Annotated in this window: 14 protein-coding genes; 9 read left to right on the plus strand and 5 right to left on the minus strand. The window is 44.1% G+C overall.

The features are described 5' to 3' along the window. Positions 1–40: 40 nt before the first annotated feature. The gene (locus tag ACT7WV_RS04190) at positions 41–3,403 is read right to left on the minus strand and encodes a pentapeptide repeat-containing protein (protein WP_445101692.1); all 3,363 of its coding nucleotides are present in this window, start codon (positions 3,401–3,403) and stop codon (positions 41–43) included. A gap of 298 nt (positions 3,404–3,701) precedes the next feature. On the opposite strand from ACT7WV_RS04190, the gene ACT7WV_RS04195 reads away from it, so the two are divergent. From ACT7WV_RS04195 to ACT7WV_RS04210, 4 genes are all read left to right on the plus strand, one after another. Continuing rightward, entirely contained in the window at positions 3,702–5,594 is a 1,893-nt protein-coding gene (locus ACT7WV_RS04195; RefSeq protein ID WP_445101693.1) for a hypothetical protein, read from the plus strand. A gap of 619 nt (positions 5,595–6,213) precedes the next feature. Beyond that, a complete protein-coding gene (gene glgX, locus ACT7WV_RS04200; protein ID WP_445101694.1) occupies positions 6,214–8,340 on the plus strand; it encodes a glycogen debranching protein GlgX in 2,127 nt (708 codons plus the stop codon). 122 nt (positions 8,341–8,462) lie between these two features. Beyond that, positions 8,463–10,250: a DUF3685 domain-containing protein gene (locus ACT7WV_RS04205; protein ID WP_445101695.1), complete on the plus strand. Its 1,788-nt coding sequence runs from the start codon at positions 8,463–8,465 to the stop codon at positions 10,248–10,250. Positions 10,251–10,456: 206 nt separating this feature from the next. Further along, positions 10,457–11,371 (plus strand): ParA family protein, encoded by a 915-nt coding sequence (locus ACT7WV_RS04210; RefSeq protein ID WP_445101696.1) that lies wholly within the window; start codon positions 10,457–10,459, stop codon positions 11,369–11,371. A 6-nt stretch (positions 11,372–11,377) separates the two neighbouring features. Here the strand turns inward: ACT7WV_RS04210 and ileS are convergent, their stop codons facing one another. Both ileS and ACT7WV_RS04220 read right to left on the minus strand, forming a co-directional pair. After that, positions 11,378–14,197: an isoleucine--tRNA ligase gene (gene ileS / locus ACT7WV_RS04215; RefSeq protein WP_463424217.1), complete on the minus strand. Its 2,820-nt coding sequence runs from the start codon at positions 14,195–14,197 to the stop codon at positions 11,378–11,380. Between the two features lie 154 nt (positions 14,198–14,351). Then, entirely contained in the window at positions 14,352–15,236 is an 885-nt protein-coding gene (locus ACT7WV_RS04220; RefSeq protein WP_445101698.1) for a Ycf66 family protein, read from the minus strand. 760 nt (positions 15,237–15,996) lie between these two features. On the opposite strand from ACT7WV_RS04220, the gene gndA reads away from it, so the two are divergent. Next, positions 15,997–17,418 carry an NADP-dependent phosphogluconate dehydrogenase gene (gndA, locus tag ACT7WV_RS04225; RefSeq protein WP_445101699.1) on the plus strand — a complete coding sequence of 474 codons (1,422 nt, stop codon included), beginning with the start codon at positions 15,997–15,999 and terminating at the stop codon, positions 17,416–17,418. Between the two features lie 143 nt (positions 17,419–17,561). Here the strand turns inward: gndA and ACT7WV_RS04230 are convergent, their stop codons facing one another. Then, positions 17,562–18,434, minus strand: a complete 873-nt coding sequence (locus tag ACT7WV_RS04230; RefSeq protein WP_445101700.1) for an aldo/keto reductase — start codon at positions 18,432–18,434, stop codon at positions 17,562–17,564. A 216-nt stretch (positions 18,435–18,650) separates the two neighbouring features. Between ACT7WV_RS04230 and yidD the strand changes: the two genes are divergently transcribed. Further along, entirely contained in the window at positions 18,651–18,911 is a 261-nt protein-coding gene (yidD, locus tag ACT7WV_RS04235; RefSeq protein ID WP_445105571.1) for a membrane protein insertion efficiency factor YidD, read from the plus strand. Positions 18,912–19,036: 125 nt separating this feature from the next. Here the strand turns inward: yidD and ACT7WV_RS04240 are convergent, their stop codons facing one another. Further along, positions 19,037–19,819, minus strand: coding sequence for an ABC transporter permease (locus tag ACT7WV_RS04240; protein WP_445101701.1), 783 nt, complete (start codon positions 19,817–19,819; stop codon positions 19,037–19,039). A 426-nt stretch (positions 19,820–20,245) separates the two neighbouring features. Here ACT7WV_RS04240 and ACT7WV_RS04245 point away from each other — a divergent pair, with 426 nt between their 5' ends. The 3 genes from ACT7WV_RS04245 to ACT7WV_RS04255 are packed head-to-tail and all read left to right on the plus strand — an operon-like array spanning position 20,246 to position 22,219. After that, positions 20,246–20,623: a response regulator gene (locus ACT7WV_RS04245; protein WP_445101702.1), complete on the plus strand. Its 378-nt coding sequence runs from the start codon at positions 20,246–20,248 to the stop codon at positions 20,621–20,623. A gap of 23 nt (positions 20,624–20,646) precedes the next feature. Next, positions 20,647–21,540: a 16S rRNA (cytidine(1402)-2'-O)-methyltransferase gene (gene rsmI / locus ACT7WV_RS04250; protein WP_463424218.1), complete on the plus strand. Its 894-nt coding sequence runs from the start codon at positions 20,647–20,649 to the stop codon at positions 21,538–21,540. Positions 21,541–21,544: 4 nt separating this feature from the next. Continuing rightward, positions 21,545–22,219, plus strand: a complete 675-nt coding sequence (locus ACT7WV_RS04255) for a hypothetical protein (RefSeq protein ID WP_445101704.1) — start codon at positions 21,545–21,547, stop codon at positions 22,217–22,219. Positions 22,220–22,241 lie beyond the last annotated feature (22 nt).

The raw sequence follows: 22,241 nt of genomic DNA on the forward strand, positions 1-22,241 counted from the left end.
AAAATACACTGCAGTAATCTTCACCTAAAAGTTTGATGTTTTATGAAGAAGTATCTTGCTCCGCTTTACTAGAGGGGCGAAATACTTCCGTCTCTTCATCTTCATTATCCCTAAGGCTGCTTTCAGAAATTGCAGTTTTCCTTGGTTCCAAGTGCTGAAATGGTAGAGTTTTAGCTCCAGAGAAATCATCTCCGTAGTGATTTACCTCCCCTGGCAATAGAGGTTCTCCTTCCACACTTTCAATGGAAATAGTTGTTCCTTGAGTAGAGAAAATATCACTTCCTCTCAAAAATTGGAGTTTTACTAAAGACTGCCTATAAGACCAAAACTCTTCCTGAGAAAATGTAGCTCCGCTGCTTCTGGCAAAGTCATAGGTATCCGCATCTAGTTGAGTTTCAAACAGACAAGCATTGCTAAGATTAGTCGAAGTAAGATTTGCTTCTCTAAGGTTAGCGCCGGACAAATCAGCTCCTTGCAAACTAGCTCCGGCGAGATCAGCTCTGGCTAAATTAGCTCCGGCGAGATTTGACCAAGATAGATCAGCATTTGACAAGTTGGCAAATGCCAAATTTGTACCAATTAACTCAGCCCCCGACAAATTAGCCTGCGCTAAGTTTACCTCTCTCAACAGCACTTGATTGAGGCAAGAACCCGACAACTGCAATTTCTGCAAGCAATATCGAGTTTGTTGCCAAAAAGCCGTAGTCGAAAATGCCGTTGTTCGACCAATAAAACTTAATAGCTGATTTGCATCAAAATCTTGTGCAATATCTGGCCTACCACAGGGCCAAAAATAAATTTGTGCTTCCTGAGCAGTTAAGCAAAGTAGCACAAATATATTAAGTCCAACAGCAGCATCAATTTGTAAAATAGTTAAGGTATTGTCGAGTTTTTGTAGCTGCGAATGAACTTGATGGGCAATGCATTCATCTAACCATCTCCCTCGACAGTAAGCTTGGTAAAAACGGTAGAGGCGTTCAAATAGCACAGCAAAAGAAAAGTTATTAGCATTACGCTTTTTCTCCCGGCGAAGACGCTCAATCACCAATTCTGCGATTCCCGTAGACAATAAACCATACCCCAGCAAACTATAAAGATGCTGAGCTACTGCCACCGACTCTCGAACCACAAAAGTAACCTCACCATAACCATCTTGAAATTCTTGAGTTAGTCCTGTTAGTTGCTCAGAAATTTCTTGAGCCGCCAGATATTCTCCTAAATGGGAGTGAGAAAACTCAACCTGGAGGTAAGGTAACGAGAAAGTTTTAGTGTAGGGAAGCTTGAACTTTGGCAGAGCCTTGATATAGCAAGCAACGGAATAGAACTCAGTCTGCAGTTGGAGTGGTAAAGGTTCTTTTTCCTGCGCTAAGTCGGGGTAGAGGATGGCTCTACGATTCCCCAGCATGCCTACTGCCTGATTTTCACCTAATCGTGAACAGAAAAATAGAGCTGGCAGACTCTGAGTAGCTTGATTAGACAGAGCATCACCACTCAAGTATTGCCCAATTAAAGCCTGAGGTGCTTGACATCTGCCTGTTTGAATAATTTTCAGTGCAGCTACCTGCATTTGGTGACGCAGCTGTTGGGGAGACCTACCCATAAGTAAATTAGCGATCGCTTCTAAAGAACGACTAGCATGGGCAAGACCTTCTTTAATTAACTCGGGTAAGGAGCCTCTGTGAAGCGAAGGTTCCCCTAAAAGCCATTGGCAAATCCGTTCATAAATTTCAAACTGGATTTGGCGTGATCCCATCTGAAAAATACTCTCATCGAGTAGAGCATCCCGATGTAAGATACCCGCTAAATGAAGCATTAGGGGTCGCTTAACCAAGTTAGCCAATTCCTTGGCTACGGGACGCTTTTGAAATACTCCCCCATGTTTCAAAAAACTAAAATACGCCTGAGCAATCGATTTAGATTGCAATTTTGCCCAGTGCAAAAACCATTGCCGGAACTGTTCTTGTCCCATGGGTTGGATTACAATGCGTCGTAAAGCTACAGACAAAGGAATAGTACAGGACGGATACTTTCTGATCAAACAATCGAGTGCAGCAGGGCAACTAGTAATCACTAGCTTGTGGTGGGGTAGACCCGTAGAATCGAGGTGCTGGAGATGAAATTGTATTACCTGATGAAGAAAAGCCCAGAGATGGCTAGGTTTTTGGGAAGAACGGGGTAATTCATCAAGACCATCTAAGATTATTAAACAAGGAGGAGAGTTCGCAGAAAACCAGCCGTCAGTGCTAGTAAAACTACCTAGTGGTAAGGCGCTTTCTATGGTTTGTTCTAGTGTTTGACCCAAAGTAACATCTCGCAGGCGGATCAGCACTGGCATCCAACGAGGATAAAGCTCCCAGGCAACTCGCGATGCCCAAATTTGGCAAAAACTAGTCTTGCCGCTTCCAGAATCAGCTTCGATAACAGCGATACTGCTTGGATCTTCGAGTTGAGAAATTGCCCATTGCATCAAGTCAATCGGTTGGTCATCAAGAGAGTCTCGAAAAGCCAGCGGTTGTTTTAGACCTTCGACCTGCAACTCTTTCCCCTTGAGGGGAACGTATAAATCCTTGAGGGAAAAAGGTTCTGCCAATAATGGCTCACTCAAAGCTTGCAAAAGCCTTGCCCGATAGTATTCTCGATCTAAGTCAAGTGGTAGTGTTGGTGTGGGGTAGTCTGGGTACTCGGAAATTATCTCTGGGGAAGTTGTCTGCCGAAAATCACTCAAATTTCCCAATCTGACAAACTTTTGTAGCTGCGCTAAAGGCAAGGGGTTCTCCGCAATTACCGTGAGCAGGTGACCCGGTAAACCGTTACTCAGGCGCTGAGTAAGCAGTCGTGCTTCCGTTTCCTCTGCACCATTGGCAACAAACCAGGCTCTTGCTAGATTATGCATTTGCTGAACCAAAAACGAATCGGTGACTAAAGAGAGAGCCTGTTCAGTCTGACCTTCACTCAGGCGTCCCGGTCGCAGAGTTTTTAACAGAGCAATTAGTTGGGGATCGCTCAAGGGTAGGTGACTATCCTCGACTGTCGGTACCTCTGCTCGATTCAGCCACGGTCTTCTTAATTGAGATTCTTGCTTTAAAATTCCTTGTAAGGCATTAAGATAAGCAATTTGAAAAGTGAGCCATGTTCCTTCATTACGCTTCAAAGGCGTTTTCCGACTCAGAATACGCAGTAGTCCCACACTCAGTTGGGATAGGGGCGCTGCTACTTGCCACACAGTTTTTAAAGGTAACTCCAGAACTTCAGCCAGGGGACTGATAGCAAAAGGATTAAGGCTTTTGACTTCCATATCTTGGGCAATGCGAAAAGCAATACCCGTAATTTGGGCACTGGAGGGTTCTAGTTGGGCCAGTTCAATGTGGCGGTCTGCTAGCCATTGCCGAATGCTTAGACTCATGCCACTTTAATCTCTCCAAAATTATCACTCATCCTATTTTTAACCCTATACAATGAGTGCGAATCACTTGGTCATTAGTCATTAGTTATTTAGTTTTGTGTCTCAAGAGGTGTTGGAAGTGAGCAGTTAGAAAGTTGGACTTTTTGATCTATCAAACTTCCCTAACCTTGGGTCATAGCTAAATCGTAAACGAAGCAATGGTCGTGGAGCTTTAAGGCAGGTCGCTACGCTTCTAGAACCATCAAGAATCAACCTTTTGACCAATGACCAATGACCGATGACCGATGACCAATGACCAATGACCAATCGTGTATCCGTGCCAAAAAGAGAATTGCGCCGATTCCACGTTCCAGCACCCCCTTCATTTCGTAAATCAAGGGGAAGCAAACCATTCAGCAGACTAGGAATGGATACTAATGCACGTTCTGTAAAAAATGCTGGAGATTCGGGAGCTGATGGTAGGAAAGATCCCACGATACCTACTTCTTCTCTAGTGAATACTCCGAAACGCCAGCGCCAAGGTAAGTTACGACTATGGTGGTTATTCTGGCTAGTTATCCTCTCGGTATTGGGGGGTTCAGTCATCTTAGGGGCATTATTCTTAACCAAGCTACCGCCCCCCATTGATTGCCAAAAGATCTCACCCTTATCTTCTGACAGTGAACGTTTATATTGTGCTCAGCTTGCTGCTGAGTCCGGAGAGTTAGAGCAGTTAGTGGCAGCGATAAAATTAGTTGAGAATTGGCCTAGTGACCATCCTCTGCACTCAGAAGCGCAAAGGATGAGTCAGGATTGGTCAGAACAGATTATCGCACTGGCACGTCAGAAGGTTAATCAGGGCGATTTGTCAGAAGCAGTAAAAATTGCTCTGAGACTACCTACTAGTAGCTCTCTTCATCAGGAGGTAGAAGCTACTATTGCTGATTGGAAACAGCAATGGAACAAGGGTGAAGAACTCACTAGCCAATTTAAAGATTCTCTGAAAGTACAAAAATGGCAACAGGCAGCCAGTCTCATCAGAGAACTATCCCAGAGCAATCTCGATTACTGGCGGGAATCCCGTGTCAATGCACTGACGGAACACCTGACATCAGAAGAACAAGCCTGGGAGCAGTTAGAGCAAGCGAGGGATTTAGCAAAATCCAATAAACCAGAACTACTCAAGAAGGCGATCGCAATTAGCCTCAAGATCAGCCCCAAAAGTTATGTCAAGGCTCAAGCACAAGAAGAACAAACCCGTTGGAGTAGAAGCTTACTAGAAATTGCAGCAGAGCGTTTTGCTAATCAGGACTTTGCTGGTGTCATTAGTCTTGCCCAAGAGATTCCGGTTAGCACGTCCCTTTATCAGGAAGCTCAGGACTGGATTCGGCTGGGTAGAGCCTCTGGAGCTGCTCAAGAGCAAAATATTCCTGCCCTGGTGGATGCACTAGCGGCAGCGGGGGAAATCTCCAATAGTAGCCCGATTCATCAGCTTGCTGCCCAAAAATCTGCTGAGTGGTTATCTCAGTTTCAAGACCATTTAGAACTAAAATATGCGCGAGCACTCGCTGGCTTCGGTCAAGAAGCTGGTCTACGGATGGCAATTGACCAGGCAGCTCTAGTTAAATTAGGAAGTACTCAACGTATACCTGCTCAAACCTTAATAGCTCAGTGGCAACAACAAGCCCAGGAAATTGAAGACCGCAAACAGTTACTCTTAGCCCAAGAACTAGCAAAGACAGGAAAGATTGGGCAACTCAAAACAGCAGTGAAAATTGCTAGTCAAGTCCAGCTTGGTCAACCAAGGCGCATCGAAGCTCAAACCTGGATCGCTCAGTGGGATCGACAAATCCAAGTTATAGAAGACCAGCCCACCCTGGATTTGGCAAGAACGCTTGCCCAGAGCCGAGATTTAATGGCTGCGATTTCTACGGCCGAGCAGATTAGCTCTGAGCGAGCTCTGTATCCTGAAGCCCAAGAAGCGATCGCTCTCTGGGTGAAGCAAGTTCAAACAGAACAGGACCGTCCGATTTTGGAAGCAGCCGCCGCCCTGGCTGCTCAAGGACGCTTCGATGCAGCGATCGCTACTGCTTCTCATATTTCTGAAGAACGAGCCCTCTACGAGCAAGCTCAAGCCCTAACAAGAACTTGGACGGAACAAAGAGATGCCCTAAGCGAAGAAACCCCGTTGGCTCCTCCCTGGTCTAACTAACTGAACAAATTAGCTAAGTCTGAATGTTTTTCATCGGCTCAGTTACTTAAAATAACTATTTATCTTCCGTGGTCATGTTGAGTTGAGCGGAGGATAAATGGTAAAAAAACAAGAGACTAGCAATTAACCTTAATGGAAGCTAGTTAATTTTTTTTTAATTAGACTTTGAGAAAAACAGCGATTTTCATTATGGTCAAATTATTAATTAAGCGGCAATTAAAAAATTAGCTAAACTAATTGTGGGCATTGTGTCACGGATGGGTGTTTGGAGATGCTGACGGGATTCTGTTAGTATGTTGCTACTGCTTTTTAGGTAAACTTGAGTTGATTTTACAGGAATCGGAAAATCGTCTCTAGTCAGGTAACTAGATCATTTTTAGGTAATTATGTCAATTACCTAAAAAATTTACAATGCTAACCTTTTGCAGTATTTCCCTAAAAAATTTGATACGTATGCACTGGAAAAATTCATCTAAAAAGTTGAGTCTGACCAATGAAAAATTGAGTCTGCTAATGGCAAATGGAAAATTGAGGCATAGACGAGATCCTGAAGTATACAGCTCTATTTTCAATTAACCATTTTCTATTTTCAATTGACCATTTCTGTGGAGCTCAAGGTATGTATGTAGCACTCTGGCCAGGAAAACCCTATCCCTTGGGGGCAACCTGGGATGGTAAAGGTACAAACTTCGCTTTGTTCTCAGAAAATGCCACAGGTGTCGAGCTTTGTTTATTCGATAAAGATGATCAAGAGACACGCCTAGCACTTAAAGAAGTCGATAATTTTGTCTGGCATGGCTATATCCCAGGAGTGAGTCCAGGTTACCGATATGGCTTTCGGGTGTACGGTCCCTATGCTCCCGATCAGGGTCATCGCTTTAACCCAGCCAAGCTACTCATAGACCCTTACGCCAAGGCACTGGATGATAATATCCGCTTCGGAAAGGAAATCTTCGGTTATTCTTGGAACGAGCCAGAGAATGACGAATCTTGGTCTGAGCTTGATGATTCCCATTTCATCCCAAAGGCTGTTGTTGTTGATGATTCCTTTGATTGGGATAACGACCAACTACTACAAACACCATTCCACGAAACGATCATTTACGAAACCCACGTTAAAGGTTTCACCAAGCTACATCCCGATATTCCAGAAGAACTGCGCGGCACTTATGCTGGGCTAGCACATCCAGCAGCCATCTCCCATCTCCAGACTCTGGGAATCACAGCAATTGAACTGCTACCTATTCATCAATTTCTCTCCTGTCCAGGACACCTGGTTGGTACAGGCCTAAAAAATTACTGGGGCTACGATTCAATTAACTACTTCGCTCCCCACGCCAGTTACAGTGCAGGTGGCACTCTGGGAGAGCAAGTCACAGAGTTCAAACAGATGGTCAAGGATTTGCACACCGCTGGAATTGAGGTAATTCTGGACGTAGTTTACAACCACACAGGAGAAGGCAACCACTTCGGGCCAACTCTGTCGCTGCGAGGTATCGACAACGCCGTTTACTATCGTTTGGTAGAAGATGACCCCCGTTACTACATGGACTTTACCGGTTGCGGTAATTCCCTGAACGTACGTCATCCGCAAGTCCTGAAGTTAATCATGGATAGCTTGCGGTATTGGGTCTTAGAAATGCATGTAGATGGCTTTCGTTTTGATCTAGCATCAGCTCTAGCCAGAGAACTCTACGAAGTAGATAGTCTAGCTGCTTTCTTTGACATTATTCACCAAGACCCAATTCTCTCCAACGTGAAGCTGATTGCAGAACCCTGGGACGTTGGCGAAGGTGGCTATCATGTCGGTAAATTCCCCCTCCTTTGGTCTGAGTGGAACGGTAAATATCGCGATACAGTAAGAGATTTTTGGCGCGGTGTCGATAGCAATCTAGGAGAATTTGCCTATCGTTTTACTGGCAGCTCTGATTTATACGAGTTCAATGGACGGCGTCCTAGTGCTAGCATCAACTTTATTACCGCCCATGATGGCTTTCCCTTAAATGATCTTGTCAGCTACAACGAGAAGCATAACGAGGCGAATCAGGAAGAAAATCGTGACGGGGAAAGCTACAATCGCTCTTGGAACTGTGGAGCGGAAGGAGCTACTAATGACCGGTCAATATTGCGTTTAAGGGAGCGACAAAGGCGTAACTTCCTAGTAACTCTCATGCTCTCCCAAGGCATACCGATGCTGGTGGGAGGAGACGAAATTGGTCGTTCGCAACAGGGCAACAATAATGCCTACTGTCAAGACAGCACAATCTCTTGGTTCGATTGGAATTTGCCAGAAGAGAATGCGGATTTATTAGACTTTACTCGTCAGTTAATCTACTTCCGCCGCCAGCATCCTATCTTCCGACGGCGCAAATGGTTTCAAGGTAGAGCTATTCATGGTTCGGGTGTCCATGATATTGGTTGGTTTAACCCCGATGGCGGTGAAATGACCGAGGAGCAGTGGCAAGATGGTTTTACTAATGCCATTTGTATTTTCTTGAACGGCGAAGAAATTGATATTTCTGGTCCCCAAGGTGAGCGAATTATTGATGATAGTTTTCTCCTCTTATTTAATGCCCATCATGAAATGATCGAATTTGCCCTACCCAAGAGACAGCAAGCTCACAAGTGGGCTATGCTCATTGATACGAAAGAGCCTCACTTCCTAGAAGGGGAGAGCATTTACATGGGCAGTAAGCCTGTGCCAGTGACACCACGTTCAGTAGTTTTGCTGCGCCTTATCAGCTAAGCAAGAGTTCTTTATGGCAGCACACAAGGCTCAACTCAGAAACGAGAATGTTATGCTAGCAACGGTTAGAGTATTAAAGAGGTGTTAGTGTTCTTGTCTTGGAGTGCTTGCCAGTCAGTACCATGAGCGATAGCGCAACAGGACGTGATGGCGTCTTTGAGTTAACTCGAATCCTCTTCATTGATGAGGATCCCATTTTCAAACTAGGTTTACGCACGGCCCTGGAAGCTGTTCCAGAATTGCGAATCGTGGCGGAGGCAGATACGAGTACTCAGGCATTGGAATTCTTGAATGCCACTGCTCCTGAAGAAACAGTAGATTTAGTAATACTGGATTTGGGTATTGGTCGCTCCGATATCCGTCAGTTGTCCGGATTAGCACTCTGTCAGCAGCTTAAGAGTGATTACTCAGAATTGCCAGTGTTGCTGCTTACTGCCGTATCTGAGCCAAACCTACTAGCTACGGCAAAAGGGTTAGGAGTTCAAGGCTATTGCTCTAAAGGATGCGAGATTGAGTTAGTCATTCAAGCGATACGTGAAATTATCGCTGGCGGCACATCATGGCAGACGCTATCAGTATCACCTTTAACAACAAGCGCTATTAGTCTATCCTCGACAGTGCGCCCTCCGAGTTGGCATAACAAGATGCGACTCTCAGGAATGGGGCAAATTGAAGATACTTTGGCGCAAGTAACGCAACAACTGGAAAACCCTAACCTTTCTAACTGGGATTGGCTATTTTGGTGTGGACGTCGTCGAGAACTGTTAGCGGCACGCTGGGTTGTCAATCAAATTTTGCCTACAGACGTCGTAGTTCTATCGGAGGAGTCTGGTGTTTCATCGCCCTCAGCATCTGCTGAACTACCGCCTGCCAGAAATCAGCCTTCCCGAAGGAAAGAACCAGCTGCCGTAGTAGCGACATCTTCTCAACTAAGTGCAACGCCTCGACAAACTACACCATTTGAGGTGACAGTAGCAAAATTGCAATCCGGTGTGCAAAACCTCACGGGTGTTTTGCTAGAAATTGACATTCTGCAAACAGAAAAAAGACGAGATTTACTTTATATAGTATTAAGGAAGTTTGAGGATATTCTCGAAGAATTACGCTTTTCTCAGGTAACAGTTGAGCAACTTAACCAAAAGCGATCGCTGATTTTAAATGATTTGTGGCAGGTATCTATTGTAGATTTTTTTGGCAAATATTACACTCTGACGGTAGACAACAACGAAATAGAACTTGTTAATATTTTACTCAAAGATATCGCTACTGTCCAAAATTCTATCCTTGAAAAAATCCCCTTCGTAGTTGAGTTATTATCCCACAGTCTCTTTGAGACACCTTTAATAATTGATAATGTCTCTTATCCGGCTCAGACACCTGAAGCCCTAGCCCGCTCAGAAATACTTCTCCAGAATCTAGTTATCCAAGTCGCCAATGCAGTAATTCAACCCCTTTTAAATAACTTCGCTGACTTGGAAATAATTAAGCAAAATTTCTATGATCGGCGTCTAATTTCATCACGAGAAATCGCTAGATTTCGCAACAATTTGTCGGGAAAATATCGCTTGTCACGATTTATCGATGAGCCACGATCAATATTTGAAAGTAGGTATGAACTGTTAGTCTTAAGCGGCACTGGCATCAAAAAAACCTCGGTTTACGCACCTCGGCGTCGAGAGTTAGAGCAACTTCAGGGTATTCGGCTAGCAGTAACTTTGGCTTATGAAGCACGGGATGCCACCTCACCCGTGTTACGAACTACAGTAGCCTGGGCTGGTAGAGGTGTTGTCTACTTCCTCACCCAAGTAATTGGTAGGGCCATCGGTTTGGTAGTTCGTGGCATAATTCAAGGCATTGGTAGTAGTTTGCAAGAAGTGCGATTCGGCAAGAATAGCGAACGAGGTAAGTAATCTGTTCAAATCAAGCTACTGATTACTGTAAAAAGTTGTGTCACCCAACAGTATTTCCCAAAAATAGCAAAAATTCTTGTCAGTTTTCTTGCTTGATTGATCCAAATCCCAGATGATAATTAAGGATGCTACTACTAAACTTGTAATCAATTGATCTAGATTAGTGGGCACTGAATCAGGCAAAGCCTCTTAAAAGGATTCTGTTCATGGGATTTGTCGTTGCGACAGTTAATATGAAAGGCGGCGTTGGTAAAACCACTCTCACCGTCAATTTGGCTACCTGCTTAGCTAAAAATCACAGTAAACGTGTTTTAGTCGTAGATTTAGATACGCAAATTAGCGCCACCCTTAGCCTAATGCCACCTCATGAGTTTGCCAAAGTCAGGAGAGATAAACGCACCTTAAATCATCTAATCTCCAGAGAAATTAAACCTCAACTCAAGAATAAACTTGCTATTGAAGACATTATTCAATCCGATATCGGCAAAATAAAAGGACTGGATTTGTTACCAGGAGATATTGACCTTTACGATGAGTATTTAGTATCAGAAATGCTTCATCAAAAAGCAGTCACGGAGGAACAAACTAACTTTAACGAAGTCTGGAACAACTTTGAAAAATTTTTAGTCAGAAGTGTTCTCAAACCCATTATTAGTAATTATGACTTTATTATTTTAGATTGCGCTCCAGGCTATAACCTGCTGACTCGCAGTGGTATTGTGGCTAGTGATTTTTATTTGCTACCAGCTAGACCAGAACCTTTATCCATTGTAGGGATTCAACTCCTAGAAAGAAGAATTACTAAGCTTAAGGAAAATCATGGCGCAGAGAGTCCTCTAAACCTACGACTATTGGGAATTGTCTTTATTTTGTCAAGTGGTCTTGTTCGTCGGTACTATAAACAAGTCATGCAGAGAGTTACAGATGATTTCTCCTCCGATCAACTCTTCAAGATGCGTATTCCTCTAGATATTAACGTGGCGAGAGCTTTGGACACCTTTAAACCAGTGGTGATTTCTAATCCCGGTTCTCCTGGCGCTAAAGCCTTCGCCAAGTTAACAGAAGAATTTTTAACTAAATTGGAGGTTCATCAGCAACAGTTGCCAACTGCAAAAAATTAAACTTGCCTAGAATTGTCCACTCAAGGCTGGAATACAACGCTCGCATAGGGTAGGATGCTCGGCAGATTCGCCAACGTGGGTAGAATAATTCCAACAGCGATCGCACTTTTCGCCCTCAGCTTTGACTACACCAACACTAAGTTTGTCTGATTTCGTGCTGTATTCAGCTTGTTGGATAGCCTCAGCTGAATCTAGTATTTCCACCTGAGAAGCCAATAACAAATAACGCAACTCATCCACCCGATTACTACTTAGGCTATCTTGGGGATTAAACTGCTCAAGGTACTGCCTTAACTCTTTGTCTGAAACGTAAAGTAGCACTTTAGCTTCTAACGAAGAGCCAATCATCTTTTCTGCCCTGGCTTGTTCCAAGACTTTGTTAACTTCGGTGCGAATGTTCCGCAAAGACGCCCAAGATGCAGCCAATGCCGGGTTCTGCCACCGCTGCTCTAACTTAACCCAACCTGACTCAAACACTGAGGCATAGGGTGTTTCATAGGGCAGATTTTGCCAGATATCCTCTGCCATGTGGCACAGTACTGGTGCGATCGCTTTTGCCAAATTCTCTAAGGCTATTTGCAATACCGTCTGACAACTACGACGACGCGAGGAGTCGGGAGAACTAATGTAGAGTCGATCCTTAGCAATATCTAGATAGAAGTTGGACAAATCCACCACACAAAAATTCTGCGCTGTTTGGAAAAAGCGGAAGAATTGGTAACTATCAAAAGCTTCGGTTATTTCCTCAAAGACTTCTGTCATCCGGTGCAGCATGTAGCGGTCTAATTCTGGCAATTCCTCCTCTGGCACCCGATGTTGAGCAGGGTCAAAATCATGGAGATTGCCTAGCAAAAATCGCGCGGTGTTACGAATCTTGCGATAGATATCTGACAGCTGCTTGAAAATATTCTTACTCAGAGCAATATCCGAGGCATAGTCTGCCGAGGAAACCCACAAACGCAGCACATCTGCTCCGTATGCCGGGTCTTGTTTTTGATTTTTACCCCCTTCAATAATCTCGTTGGGGTCAATGCCATTCCCCAAAGATTTACTCATTTTGCGGCCCTGTTCATCCACTGTAAAGCCGTGGGTTAACACCGTTTTATAAGGGGCAATGCCGTTAACAGCAACGCTTGTCAGCAAACTAGACTGCAACCAACCTCGATGTTGGTCTGTTCCTTCCAGATATATATCTACGGGATAGCACAAATTATCCCGTTGCTTGGCTACCGCCGCCCAAGAAGAACCAGAATCAAACCAGACATCCATGGTGTCACTGCCTTTACGGTAGGACTTGCCGTTATTGCGGTATTTTTCCGGTAGTAGTTCTTCTACTGAGAGTTCCCACCAAGCATCAGAACCTCTAGCGGCGAAAATTGCTTGAACATAAGCAATGGTTTCTGCTGTCAGCAGGGGTTCATTAGTTTTTTCGTCGTAAAATACCGGAATTGGCACACCCCAGTTCCGTTGACGAGAAATACACCAATCAGAACGCTGGGACACCATCGGCGTAATCCGATTTTCCCCTTGAGGTGGAACCCATTTAACCTGTGCGATCGCTTTTAGTGCCTCATCTCGAAATCCTTCGACGGAAGCGAACCACTGCTCTGTTGCCCGAAAGATGGTTGGCTTCTTCGTGCGCCAGTCGTAGGGGTATTTGTGAAGATAAGGCTCCTCCTTAAGCAAGGCACCTGCTTCTGTTAATGCCTCAATAATTGCTCTGTTGGCATCCTTAAGGACATTCAATCCCGCAAATTTACCTGCTTCCTCTGTAAAGTTACCCTTCCCATCCACAGGGGAAAGCACTGGCAAGCCGTAACGTTGACCAACAATATAGTCTTCTTGACCATGGCCAGGGGCAGTATGAACCAAGCCCGTCCCCGACTCCGTAGTAATGTAATCACCACCGATGAGAACTTCACTCTCTCGATCAAACAAAGGATGGCGATAAACAATATGCTCCAGAGCCTTTCCTAGAATCGTGGCTCTTACTTGTAGCGGAGTCTCCAGCTTCTCAGACAATCGCTCTACTAAATCGACCGCCACAATCAGATACTTAAACTGGCTGGCTTGCGCTACTTCTACCACAGCGTAGTTCAGCTCAGGATTAACCGCAACGGCTAGGTTGCCGGGAATTGTCCAAGGGGTTGTTGTCCAGATTGCCACTGCTAAATCTGGCAAAAACGGCTCTAATAAAGCTTTTACTTCTGCCCCTAGCTTAGTTATTTTGAAGGCGGCGTAGATACTGTCAGAGGTATGACCTTCTGGATACTCTAACTCAGCTTCTGCCAGGGCTGTTTGCGAACTAGGACTCCAGTGGACTGGTTTTAAGCCACGATAAATATAGCCCTTAAGAACCATCTGCCCAAAGACACCAATCTGAGCTGCTTCGTATTCCGGCGTCAGCGTCAAGTAAGGATGCTCCCAGTCTCCCCAGATGCCATAACGTTTAAAACCCTGTCGCTGTTCTTCCACTGCCTTGAGGGCAAAGTCACGGGCCCGATGACGCAGTTGCAGGGGGGTAAGCTGCTGCCGTTCCTTCGACTTGATGTTTTGCAGGACTTTCAGCTCAATCGGTAAGCCGTGGCAGTCCCAACCAGGAACGTAGCGAACTTTTCGCCCTTGCAGCAGTTGATATTTGTTGATGATGTCTTTGAGAGTTTTGTTGAGGGCATGCCCCATGTGCAGTGAACCATTAGCATAGGGTGGTCCATCGTGCAGCACAAAAATTTCGCCGGGATTATTTTCTGAAAGTCGCTCGTAAATCTTGTGTTCTTCCCAAAACTTTTGCAGTTCGGGTTCCCGCTTGACGGCGTTCGCCCGCATGTCAAATTGGGTCTTAGGCAGATTGACGGTGTCTTTGTAGGTGTTGGATGCTGTCACAAGACCTCCGGAAAGAATGGACAAACCCACTCATACTATGAGTGGAAGAAAGACCGAGCGTCTTTTCTTCCATTATCAATGAGAACTTCCCTTAGCTTCAACTTTGCTGTGGTGGATTTTCTGGATCAAGAGGAACACCTTCTGTCGCCCAGTCTGGTTCAGGGGGATTTTGTCTCATTTGAGGATCACCATCGCCCACGGGCTCAGCAGGCGGTGCTAGCTCAGCTTCAGGGGCTATTTCTTCTACTGGTATTGCTCGATCTTGCCCTAATTCTGCTCCCTCTGTGAGAAATTCGTTATTTGCCGCCTCTACTAATTCAGACTCAGCTGGTTCAGGTGCAACCAATTGGGGAAGATTTGGGATTTCGCTCTCCTCGCTTGTGGTTCTTGTCTCAGAAATTTGCGGCGTGGTAGCAGCGCCAGTAATTTCCTGCCTTGCTTCAGCAGTTGGTGCCTCCACACTAGAAGCTTCATCGGCAAGAGAAGTTGCTTGCTCAGGAAACTTTTGTGGTTCTTTTGCCGTAGCAGTGCCGTCTTTCTGATACTCTGCTAGACCTTGGGAACTAAGTTCTGTCTTACTAGTTTTGGCGGGCTTGCTGTTTTTGCCAAAGAGGTTGGTTAAAGAACTCCTGAATCGCTCAACTAGCTTTTGCGGACCCCCAGTTGAAGAAAGGCTTTTTAGCTTTTCGCTGATTTCACCTTGGTTAGGGATCGGGGTTTGCTGTTCTGGTGCTGTCAACTCTCGCCGCAACATTAGAGTCTGCCCAGCTAACCAACCTAGTAATGCCACACTCGCCACCTGACCCAGCAGAACACCACCAGTCACGCGTCCAGCACACACCCATAATACTAGAGCGTAGAAAAGTCCTACTCCACTCCAGATCAAATCATATTTACGATGCACTTCGGGGAAAAAGAAAGCTGCCATGTACAAGGCAAAGCTACCAAGACCAACGGCTAAGGCTAGGACGTATGCCAACATTTTATGGGTACTCCTTAGTGTATCTCTCTAATTTTTGCGCGAAATTGTTTGTTTTAATACAAATGTTAGTTAATCAGTAGTTGTTTGTCTTAATCATGAGCTAAGGAATTTTGCTCAATTTCTTAACCTCCTTCATTGACAAAGATATTAAGAAATTGCGTAAATTGCCAAATTGCTATTCTACTCAGTTAGCCCTGTGTATTAAAATAGGGGCATGCATTTTCAGTTGTAAGTAGTTTAAGTTTTGAGTATTGAAACACAATAAGCGCTAATTATTCACAAAGAAAGCTGGTAAACTAACAAGCCTTAAAGTATTTCCTAGTTAGACATAACTAAACCCCATAGTTAATTGTGTAGTCTTAAAAAATTGAAGCACGATTAACAGACTATCTTCGACAATCGACTTACAGAGATAAACTTAGTGTTAGTTGCAGTAACAAGAAATCCTGTTGCCTAGTTAAAATTTGAGAGACTTGCTTGATAGTGAATAAAATTTTTTCTGCTTTTGTCAGAAAAGACTTAATAGCTAAAGCTTCTCGGATCTCAAATTTTTGATCAGGCGCTAAACCTTACTCAAGAGTAGAAAAGGTATCCTCTTTGACGGTTAAATATCGATTATAGATATCTAATTTGTTTAACTCGGTATTTGTACCGTCAATTCCTCATTTGTTAAGGATTTTTTTACGGGAGTACTCCAGAGTTCGAGCTAATCTGAAAGTTAAATTAACCATACAAACTAGTAGAGTTTGCAGAGATTTTTATGACCAAAAGAACCTTCGGCGTAATCGGTTTAGCTGTTATGGGCGAAAATTTAGCGCTCAATGTAGAGAGTCGTGGTTTTCCCATCGCAGTTTACAATCGTACCTCCTCCAAAACTAAAGAGTTTATGGAGCAGCGGGCTAAGGGTAAAGACGTTAAAGATGCCTATTCTCTTGAAGAATTTGTGCAAATCCTGGAACGTCCCCGCAAAGTTTTAGTGATGGTGAAAGCAGGTAATCCAGTTGACAAAGTAATCGAGCAACTCAAACCCCTGCTTGAGCCTGGAGATATGATTATCGACGGCGGTAATTCTCTCTACGAAGATACAGAAAGACGCACCCAAGAGTTAGAAGCCACAGGATTAGGTTTCGTGGGTATGGGCGTCAGTGGTGGAGAAGAAGGTGCTCTCCATGGCCCTAGCTTAATGCCAGGAGGTACAGAAACCGCTTACAAAGAGTTAGAGCCAATTCTGACCAAAATTGCTGCTCAGGTAAATGACGGTCCCTGTGTTACTTACATCGGTCCTGGTGGCGCGGGTCACTATGTCAAGATGGTACATAATGGGATTGAGTACGGCGATATGCAGCTCATTGCAGAAGCCTACGACCTACTCAAAAACGTCTTGGGACTTGACCATAAACAACTACATGAAGTGTTTGCGGAATGGAACACCACAGATGAACTCAATTCATTCTTGATTGAAATCACTGCTGATATCTTCAAATACGTTGATCCAGAGACTAAAAAGCCTTTGGTGGAGTTAATTCTTGACGCTGCTGGACAAAAAGGAACAGGGCGTTGGACAGTAGTTAGCTCCTTAGAGCTAGGTGTACCAATCCCCACGATGTATGCAGCAGTGAACGCCCGTGTTATTTCTGCTTACAAACAAGAACGGTTGGCAGCTTCAGAGCAACTACCTGGCCCGACAGCTAAGTTCAACGGTGATGTTAAAGCCTTCATCAACAAAATTCGCGATGCTCTCTACTGCTCCAAAATGTGTTCCTATGCTCAAGGAATGGCACTTTTAAGCAAGGCATCAGAGGAATTTAACTACAATCTAGACTTAGGTGAAACCGCCCGTATTTGGAAAGGCGGTTGCATTATTAGAGCTGGTTTCCTAGATAAAATTAAAAGTGCTTTCCAGGAAAATCCCAAGCTACCTAACTTGCTACTAGCACCTGAATTTAAGCAGTCAATTTTAGATCGTCAAGAAGCTTGGCGGGAAGTATTGATGGTAGCTAATCAATTTGGTATTCCCGTTCCTGCTTTTAGTGCTTCCCTCGATTACTTCGATAGCTATCGACGGACTCAGTTACCACAAAACCTCACTCAGGCACAGCGTGACTACTTTGGTGCTCATACCTACGAGCGCACTGATAAAGAGGGTGTGTTCCATACCGAATGGGCTCAAGTCAGCGAATAATTTTTGCAATTCGGTACAACAAATTGATCTAATTTTTGCCCTCTACGATCCTAAAATCTGGGATAGTTCCCCGCAATTAAATAATCAATGAAAGCTCCCCACTTAACACTATTAATGTCTTAAGTGGGGCTTTTTACTAATAATTAGACAGCAGTTCCTTGGTCAACTTCCATCATTTCTTCCGTAGAAAGGTTGACATCTACCCCAGCTACAGAATCTTCAATACTAGAAATCTTGCTAGCACCAGGAATCGGGACAATACAGGGGGACTTAACTCGCAACCACGCTAGAACAATCTGATAGATAGATACGTTTTTTTCCTTAGCAAGTTGGGCAATCACAGCATTCTCTTTTAAAAGACGCGTGCGACTTTTACCGCCCACTGGTCTATAGGGAAGAAATGTCAATCCTTGGGTTTGGCAATACTCCAGAACGCCATCGTACTCAGGATTGCGATGCCAGGGGTTGTACTGATTTTGCACAGAGACAATTTCCACCACTTCACAGGCTCGTTTGATTTGTTCAACTGAAAAGTTAGAAACACCCACAAACCGAATCAAACCCTCTTCTACCGCTTCCTTAGCAGGTGCTAATGATTGTTCAATTGTGTAGTTGGGGTCGGGAGCGTGGAATTGCCAAACATCAATCGGTTTTGAGCCGCCTAGCGCCTGGTAACTATTGCGGATAGCTTGTTGCAGATGGTCTGGGTTACCGTTGCGCGTCCAACTGCCCTGAGGTCGCATCAACCCCCCTTTGGTAGCAACCGTAACCTGGCTAGTATCACCATCGTACTGTTCTAAAGCTTTGTGGATCAGTTGCTCATTATGATGCTTGTCCGACTCATCTTGGCAGTATGAATCGGCTGTATCAATCAGGGTTACCCCTAAAGCCAATGCCCGATGAATTACCTCAATTGTCTGAGATTCGGGCGGTCTGCCACTCAAGGACATCGGCATCCCGCCGAGACCAATAGCGCTGATGGTAACACCAGTATTGCCGAGTTGTTTAGTTTCCATGGTTTAGATTGTGTCTTCTGTCGCTATTAATCTAGTAGATTTGCCTAGTTTTTCAGATATTTGACAATTCTTCTTACTTTATAGGCTGCTCAGAAATCTTAAAGCTAATACTTTGGGTAGAGATTTTGGGATTTTTGCTTGAGCTACAAGAAAGGTATAGTTTTTTTTACTAAAACCGTGATGCAAATCGGCAGCTTAAATTGGTTAGCCAAGCAAATGGCAATCGACTCTATCAGCGCTTATCAGCTACATGTTTCCCCGAAAAAGGGCTTCTCCTGCGCCCATAGACTGTTGCACCAAGGCGAGTCTTGTTCACAATATGCCAAAAATCTATTGATTAATGGAAATTTGATCACAGCAGTTAACATGTCTCGACAGAGGTTTAAGGCTTGTGCAGCTGCTAGCCAAACCTTAAAAACAACTAAGGCAAGTGGCGGATGTATTATCGTCCCCTGTTGTCTACCTATACCTCTCTAGATTAGAGAATCTATAATCTCTGGTTAACCCTGAGCAGCAGTGATCAAATTCTCAGTTTCCCTAGAGAAATCTGGTATTGCTGCTCGAAAATCTCCGTTTTTTAGACAAGAGAGTCGATAGTTACTTTAGCTAGAAGCACTGGTATAAAAACGCAGCGCAAAACGCCAAAATATCCTAGAAGCAAATAGTAATACAACTGCTAAGAAACCAGAACCAATTGACCATACTGCCTGACTCCGACCGAGCATTACTTGGGCTGGTACAGTTGTTAAAAAAGCTACTGGAACGACAAAAGTGAAGAAGAAACGGTAAGCTGTTGGATATGCCACTATCGGAAATCTACCAGCTTCTAAAAGACCTCGGAGTACTTCAGTGACGTTGTAGATCTTGACAAACCAAATGCTGGTTGCTCCTAGCATAAACCAAAGGCTGTAAAGGCTGACTAAACTAAAAAATAGCGGTAAAACAGCCAATATATAGCTGTCAAAACTTAAGCCAAGGCGTCCGCCAGCGTAGCTAATAAGTACCCCAGCAAAAATCAAGTCTGGCAATCCCCAGGGAGAAATCGTGCGGTACGAAAGCCAGAATTGTGAGCTAATTGGCTTGAGTAGCACAAAGTCTAGAGTACCCTGTTGGACATGATTGACAATGCGGTTGAGATTGGGGGCGAGAAAAGTGGCAGAAAAACCCTGTAGTAGAGTAAAAACGCCAAGAATTATCAATGCTTCTTCCCAACTCCAATCCTGAAAGGTATAACCAGTACGGTAGAACAAAAATAGCCCGAACAAGCTACCGATGAGGTTCCCTAAGCTACTCAAAGCGGCGAGGAAAAAATTCAACCGATATTCTAATTCAGCAGCGATCGCAGTAATCCAAAAAAGTTTTAGTACTTGTAAGTATTTTTTCATAGAAATTTCTCACGAAGAGACAAATCTACCATCTGGTGACCAAGATTATTGGTCTAAGTATTCCCGACAGCTTCATCAAGGTTTAACACTATACGAGATCAAGATCACAGTTTTCATCGTAATTTGCTCGTAGAATGGGCTACTTAATCGAAATTACTTTGGTGCAAAAGCAAATTAAAGCTGCCCAAGGGACGCTCTTAATTGTCAACAGTCTACTGAGTGGTCGCAAATTCAGTCAGTCGAGAGATGAAACTTGAGTCTGTCTAATACCTGTTTAACCAAAAACTAGACTTACACCTACTATGGGCTATGGGGCTAGTGCACAATGCTTTACTTCCTGGAAACTACCACAGGGCTCTCAATAGAGCATCTGCCTTGCTTAATACCAGTAGAGATGCTACAAACCTGAATAGTAGGCTCCGAATAATGCGTAAGATTCTAATAATTGAAGACGAAATTTTTATCCGCGATAACCTAATAGAGTTACTAGAGATTGAAGGTTTTGATGCTTTTGGTGCTGAAAATGGTCAATTTGGCGTAAATTTGGCTCAAGAACATCGACCAGATTTAATTCTTTGTGACGTAATGATGCCAGATCTTGATGGTTTCGGAGTGCTAGAGATATTACGCGACAATCCACTCACCGCCAGAATACCTTTCATGTTCCTTACAGCTAGCGCTGATCGCAAAAATCTTCGCAGATTCAGGGAAGTAGGAATTAATGATTATGTCCTCAAGCCTTTTAATGTCGATCATTTTTTGGCATTGGTAACTGCTCGACTAGAAGAATCGACAGCAAGATAAATTGGATAAATTTTAGGGTGATGATGGGTAAACTCTATGTAGTAGGAACTCCGATTGGCAACTTGGAAGATATAACCTTCCGGGCAGTAAGAATTTTGCAATCGGTAGATTTGATCGCAGCAGAAGACACCCGTCATACAGGAAAACTACTACAGCATTTTCAAATTAAAACGCCGCAACTAAGTTATCACGAACATAACCGTCAACAGCGACTGCCAGAGTTAATCAGTAAGCTGGAAGAGGGAAACGAAATTGCTCTGGTTACTGATGCTGGAATGCCAGGAATTTCTGACCCTGGCTATGATTTAGTTAAAGCTTGCATTGAAGCAGGGGTGTCAGTAGTACCAATTCCTGGTGCTACAGCTCTAATTACGGCATTGAGTGCAGGGGGATTACCAACAGCTCGATTTGTTTTCGAGGGTTTTATACCAACAAACTCTCAAGAACGTCAACGACGCTTAGAGTCTCTCTCCTCAGAAGCAAGAACTTTGATCTTTTATGAATCTCCTCACCGTCTTAGACAAACTTTACAAGATTTAGCAGACTACTTAGAACCCCTACGTCTGATTGTAGTGGCACGGGAACTAACCAAGCTGTATGAAGAGTTCTGGAGAGGGACAATTAGAGATGCGATCGCTTATTTTAGCGCCCGTGAACCAAAAGGAGAATTTACCCTTGTTGTCTCCGGTGCTCAATTAGAGATAGCATTACCATCAGAAGAAGTTCTCAAAGCAGAACTCTACGAAATCATGTCTCAGGGTGTCTCACGTTCACAAGCTAGCCGCCAGTTGGCTCAGTTAACTAAACTTCCCCGTCGTCAGCTTTACCAAATGGCCCTGGCATTACCGGCTCCTAGTCACCCTGAATATGAGAAAAAACATCGGGCTCAGGAAAAGCATAATCACGCTGACAGTTAGTTTGTTGATCGCGCTAACGGGCTGTAACAAAATAACTCCTATAACCACTGCTCAAAACCTCTCACCATCTAACAGCAGTAGTAATATCGGCTTAGACTCATCCCTGAGCAAAAAGCCCGATACTTCCTCTCCAGACTCTACCAAGAAAGAGCAGAATCGGACAATCACTGCTAATAGAATAGGAGCAGCTAAGCTAGGAGTGACTTTGGGGCAACTGAAAAGACAACTGGGGAACCAAGCCCAATTTCAGGTAAAGTCTCCCTATATTGTTGATTTCGATGCGATCGCCGTTAGCGAATCTGACGAAATACAATACTACATTTTGTACCCGGCAGGAACTACCCTAGAGAATTCGGATATCATTGAAGTCTTAGTAACTGATAATTCCGCTTATCAAACCGCTCAGGGAGTTGGCCCAGAAATTCCTCTGAGACAAGCAGAGGCAATCTATGGAGATGCTACCTTATTTTTCAGCACTGCCAACGAGTCTAGGGAATACATCAATTTTGCCAACCTATCAGCAGATATCAGTTTTCGCCCGAAAGCGGCTGAAGATGGCGAGTTAGTAGGTATCTATCCCTCACCTTTAGAGGAATATAACCAGACAAAAGAATATCGGGAACCGGCTGTTATTGGCTCTGTAGAAATTTATTGCCGACAGCGGTGTCCGTCATCTTAGCTATTGCTTTTACTTGGCAAAA

The sequence above is a fragment of the Symploca atlantica LB2515 genome (assembly GCF_052546295.1).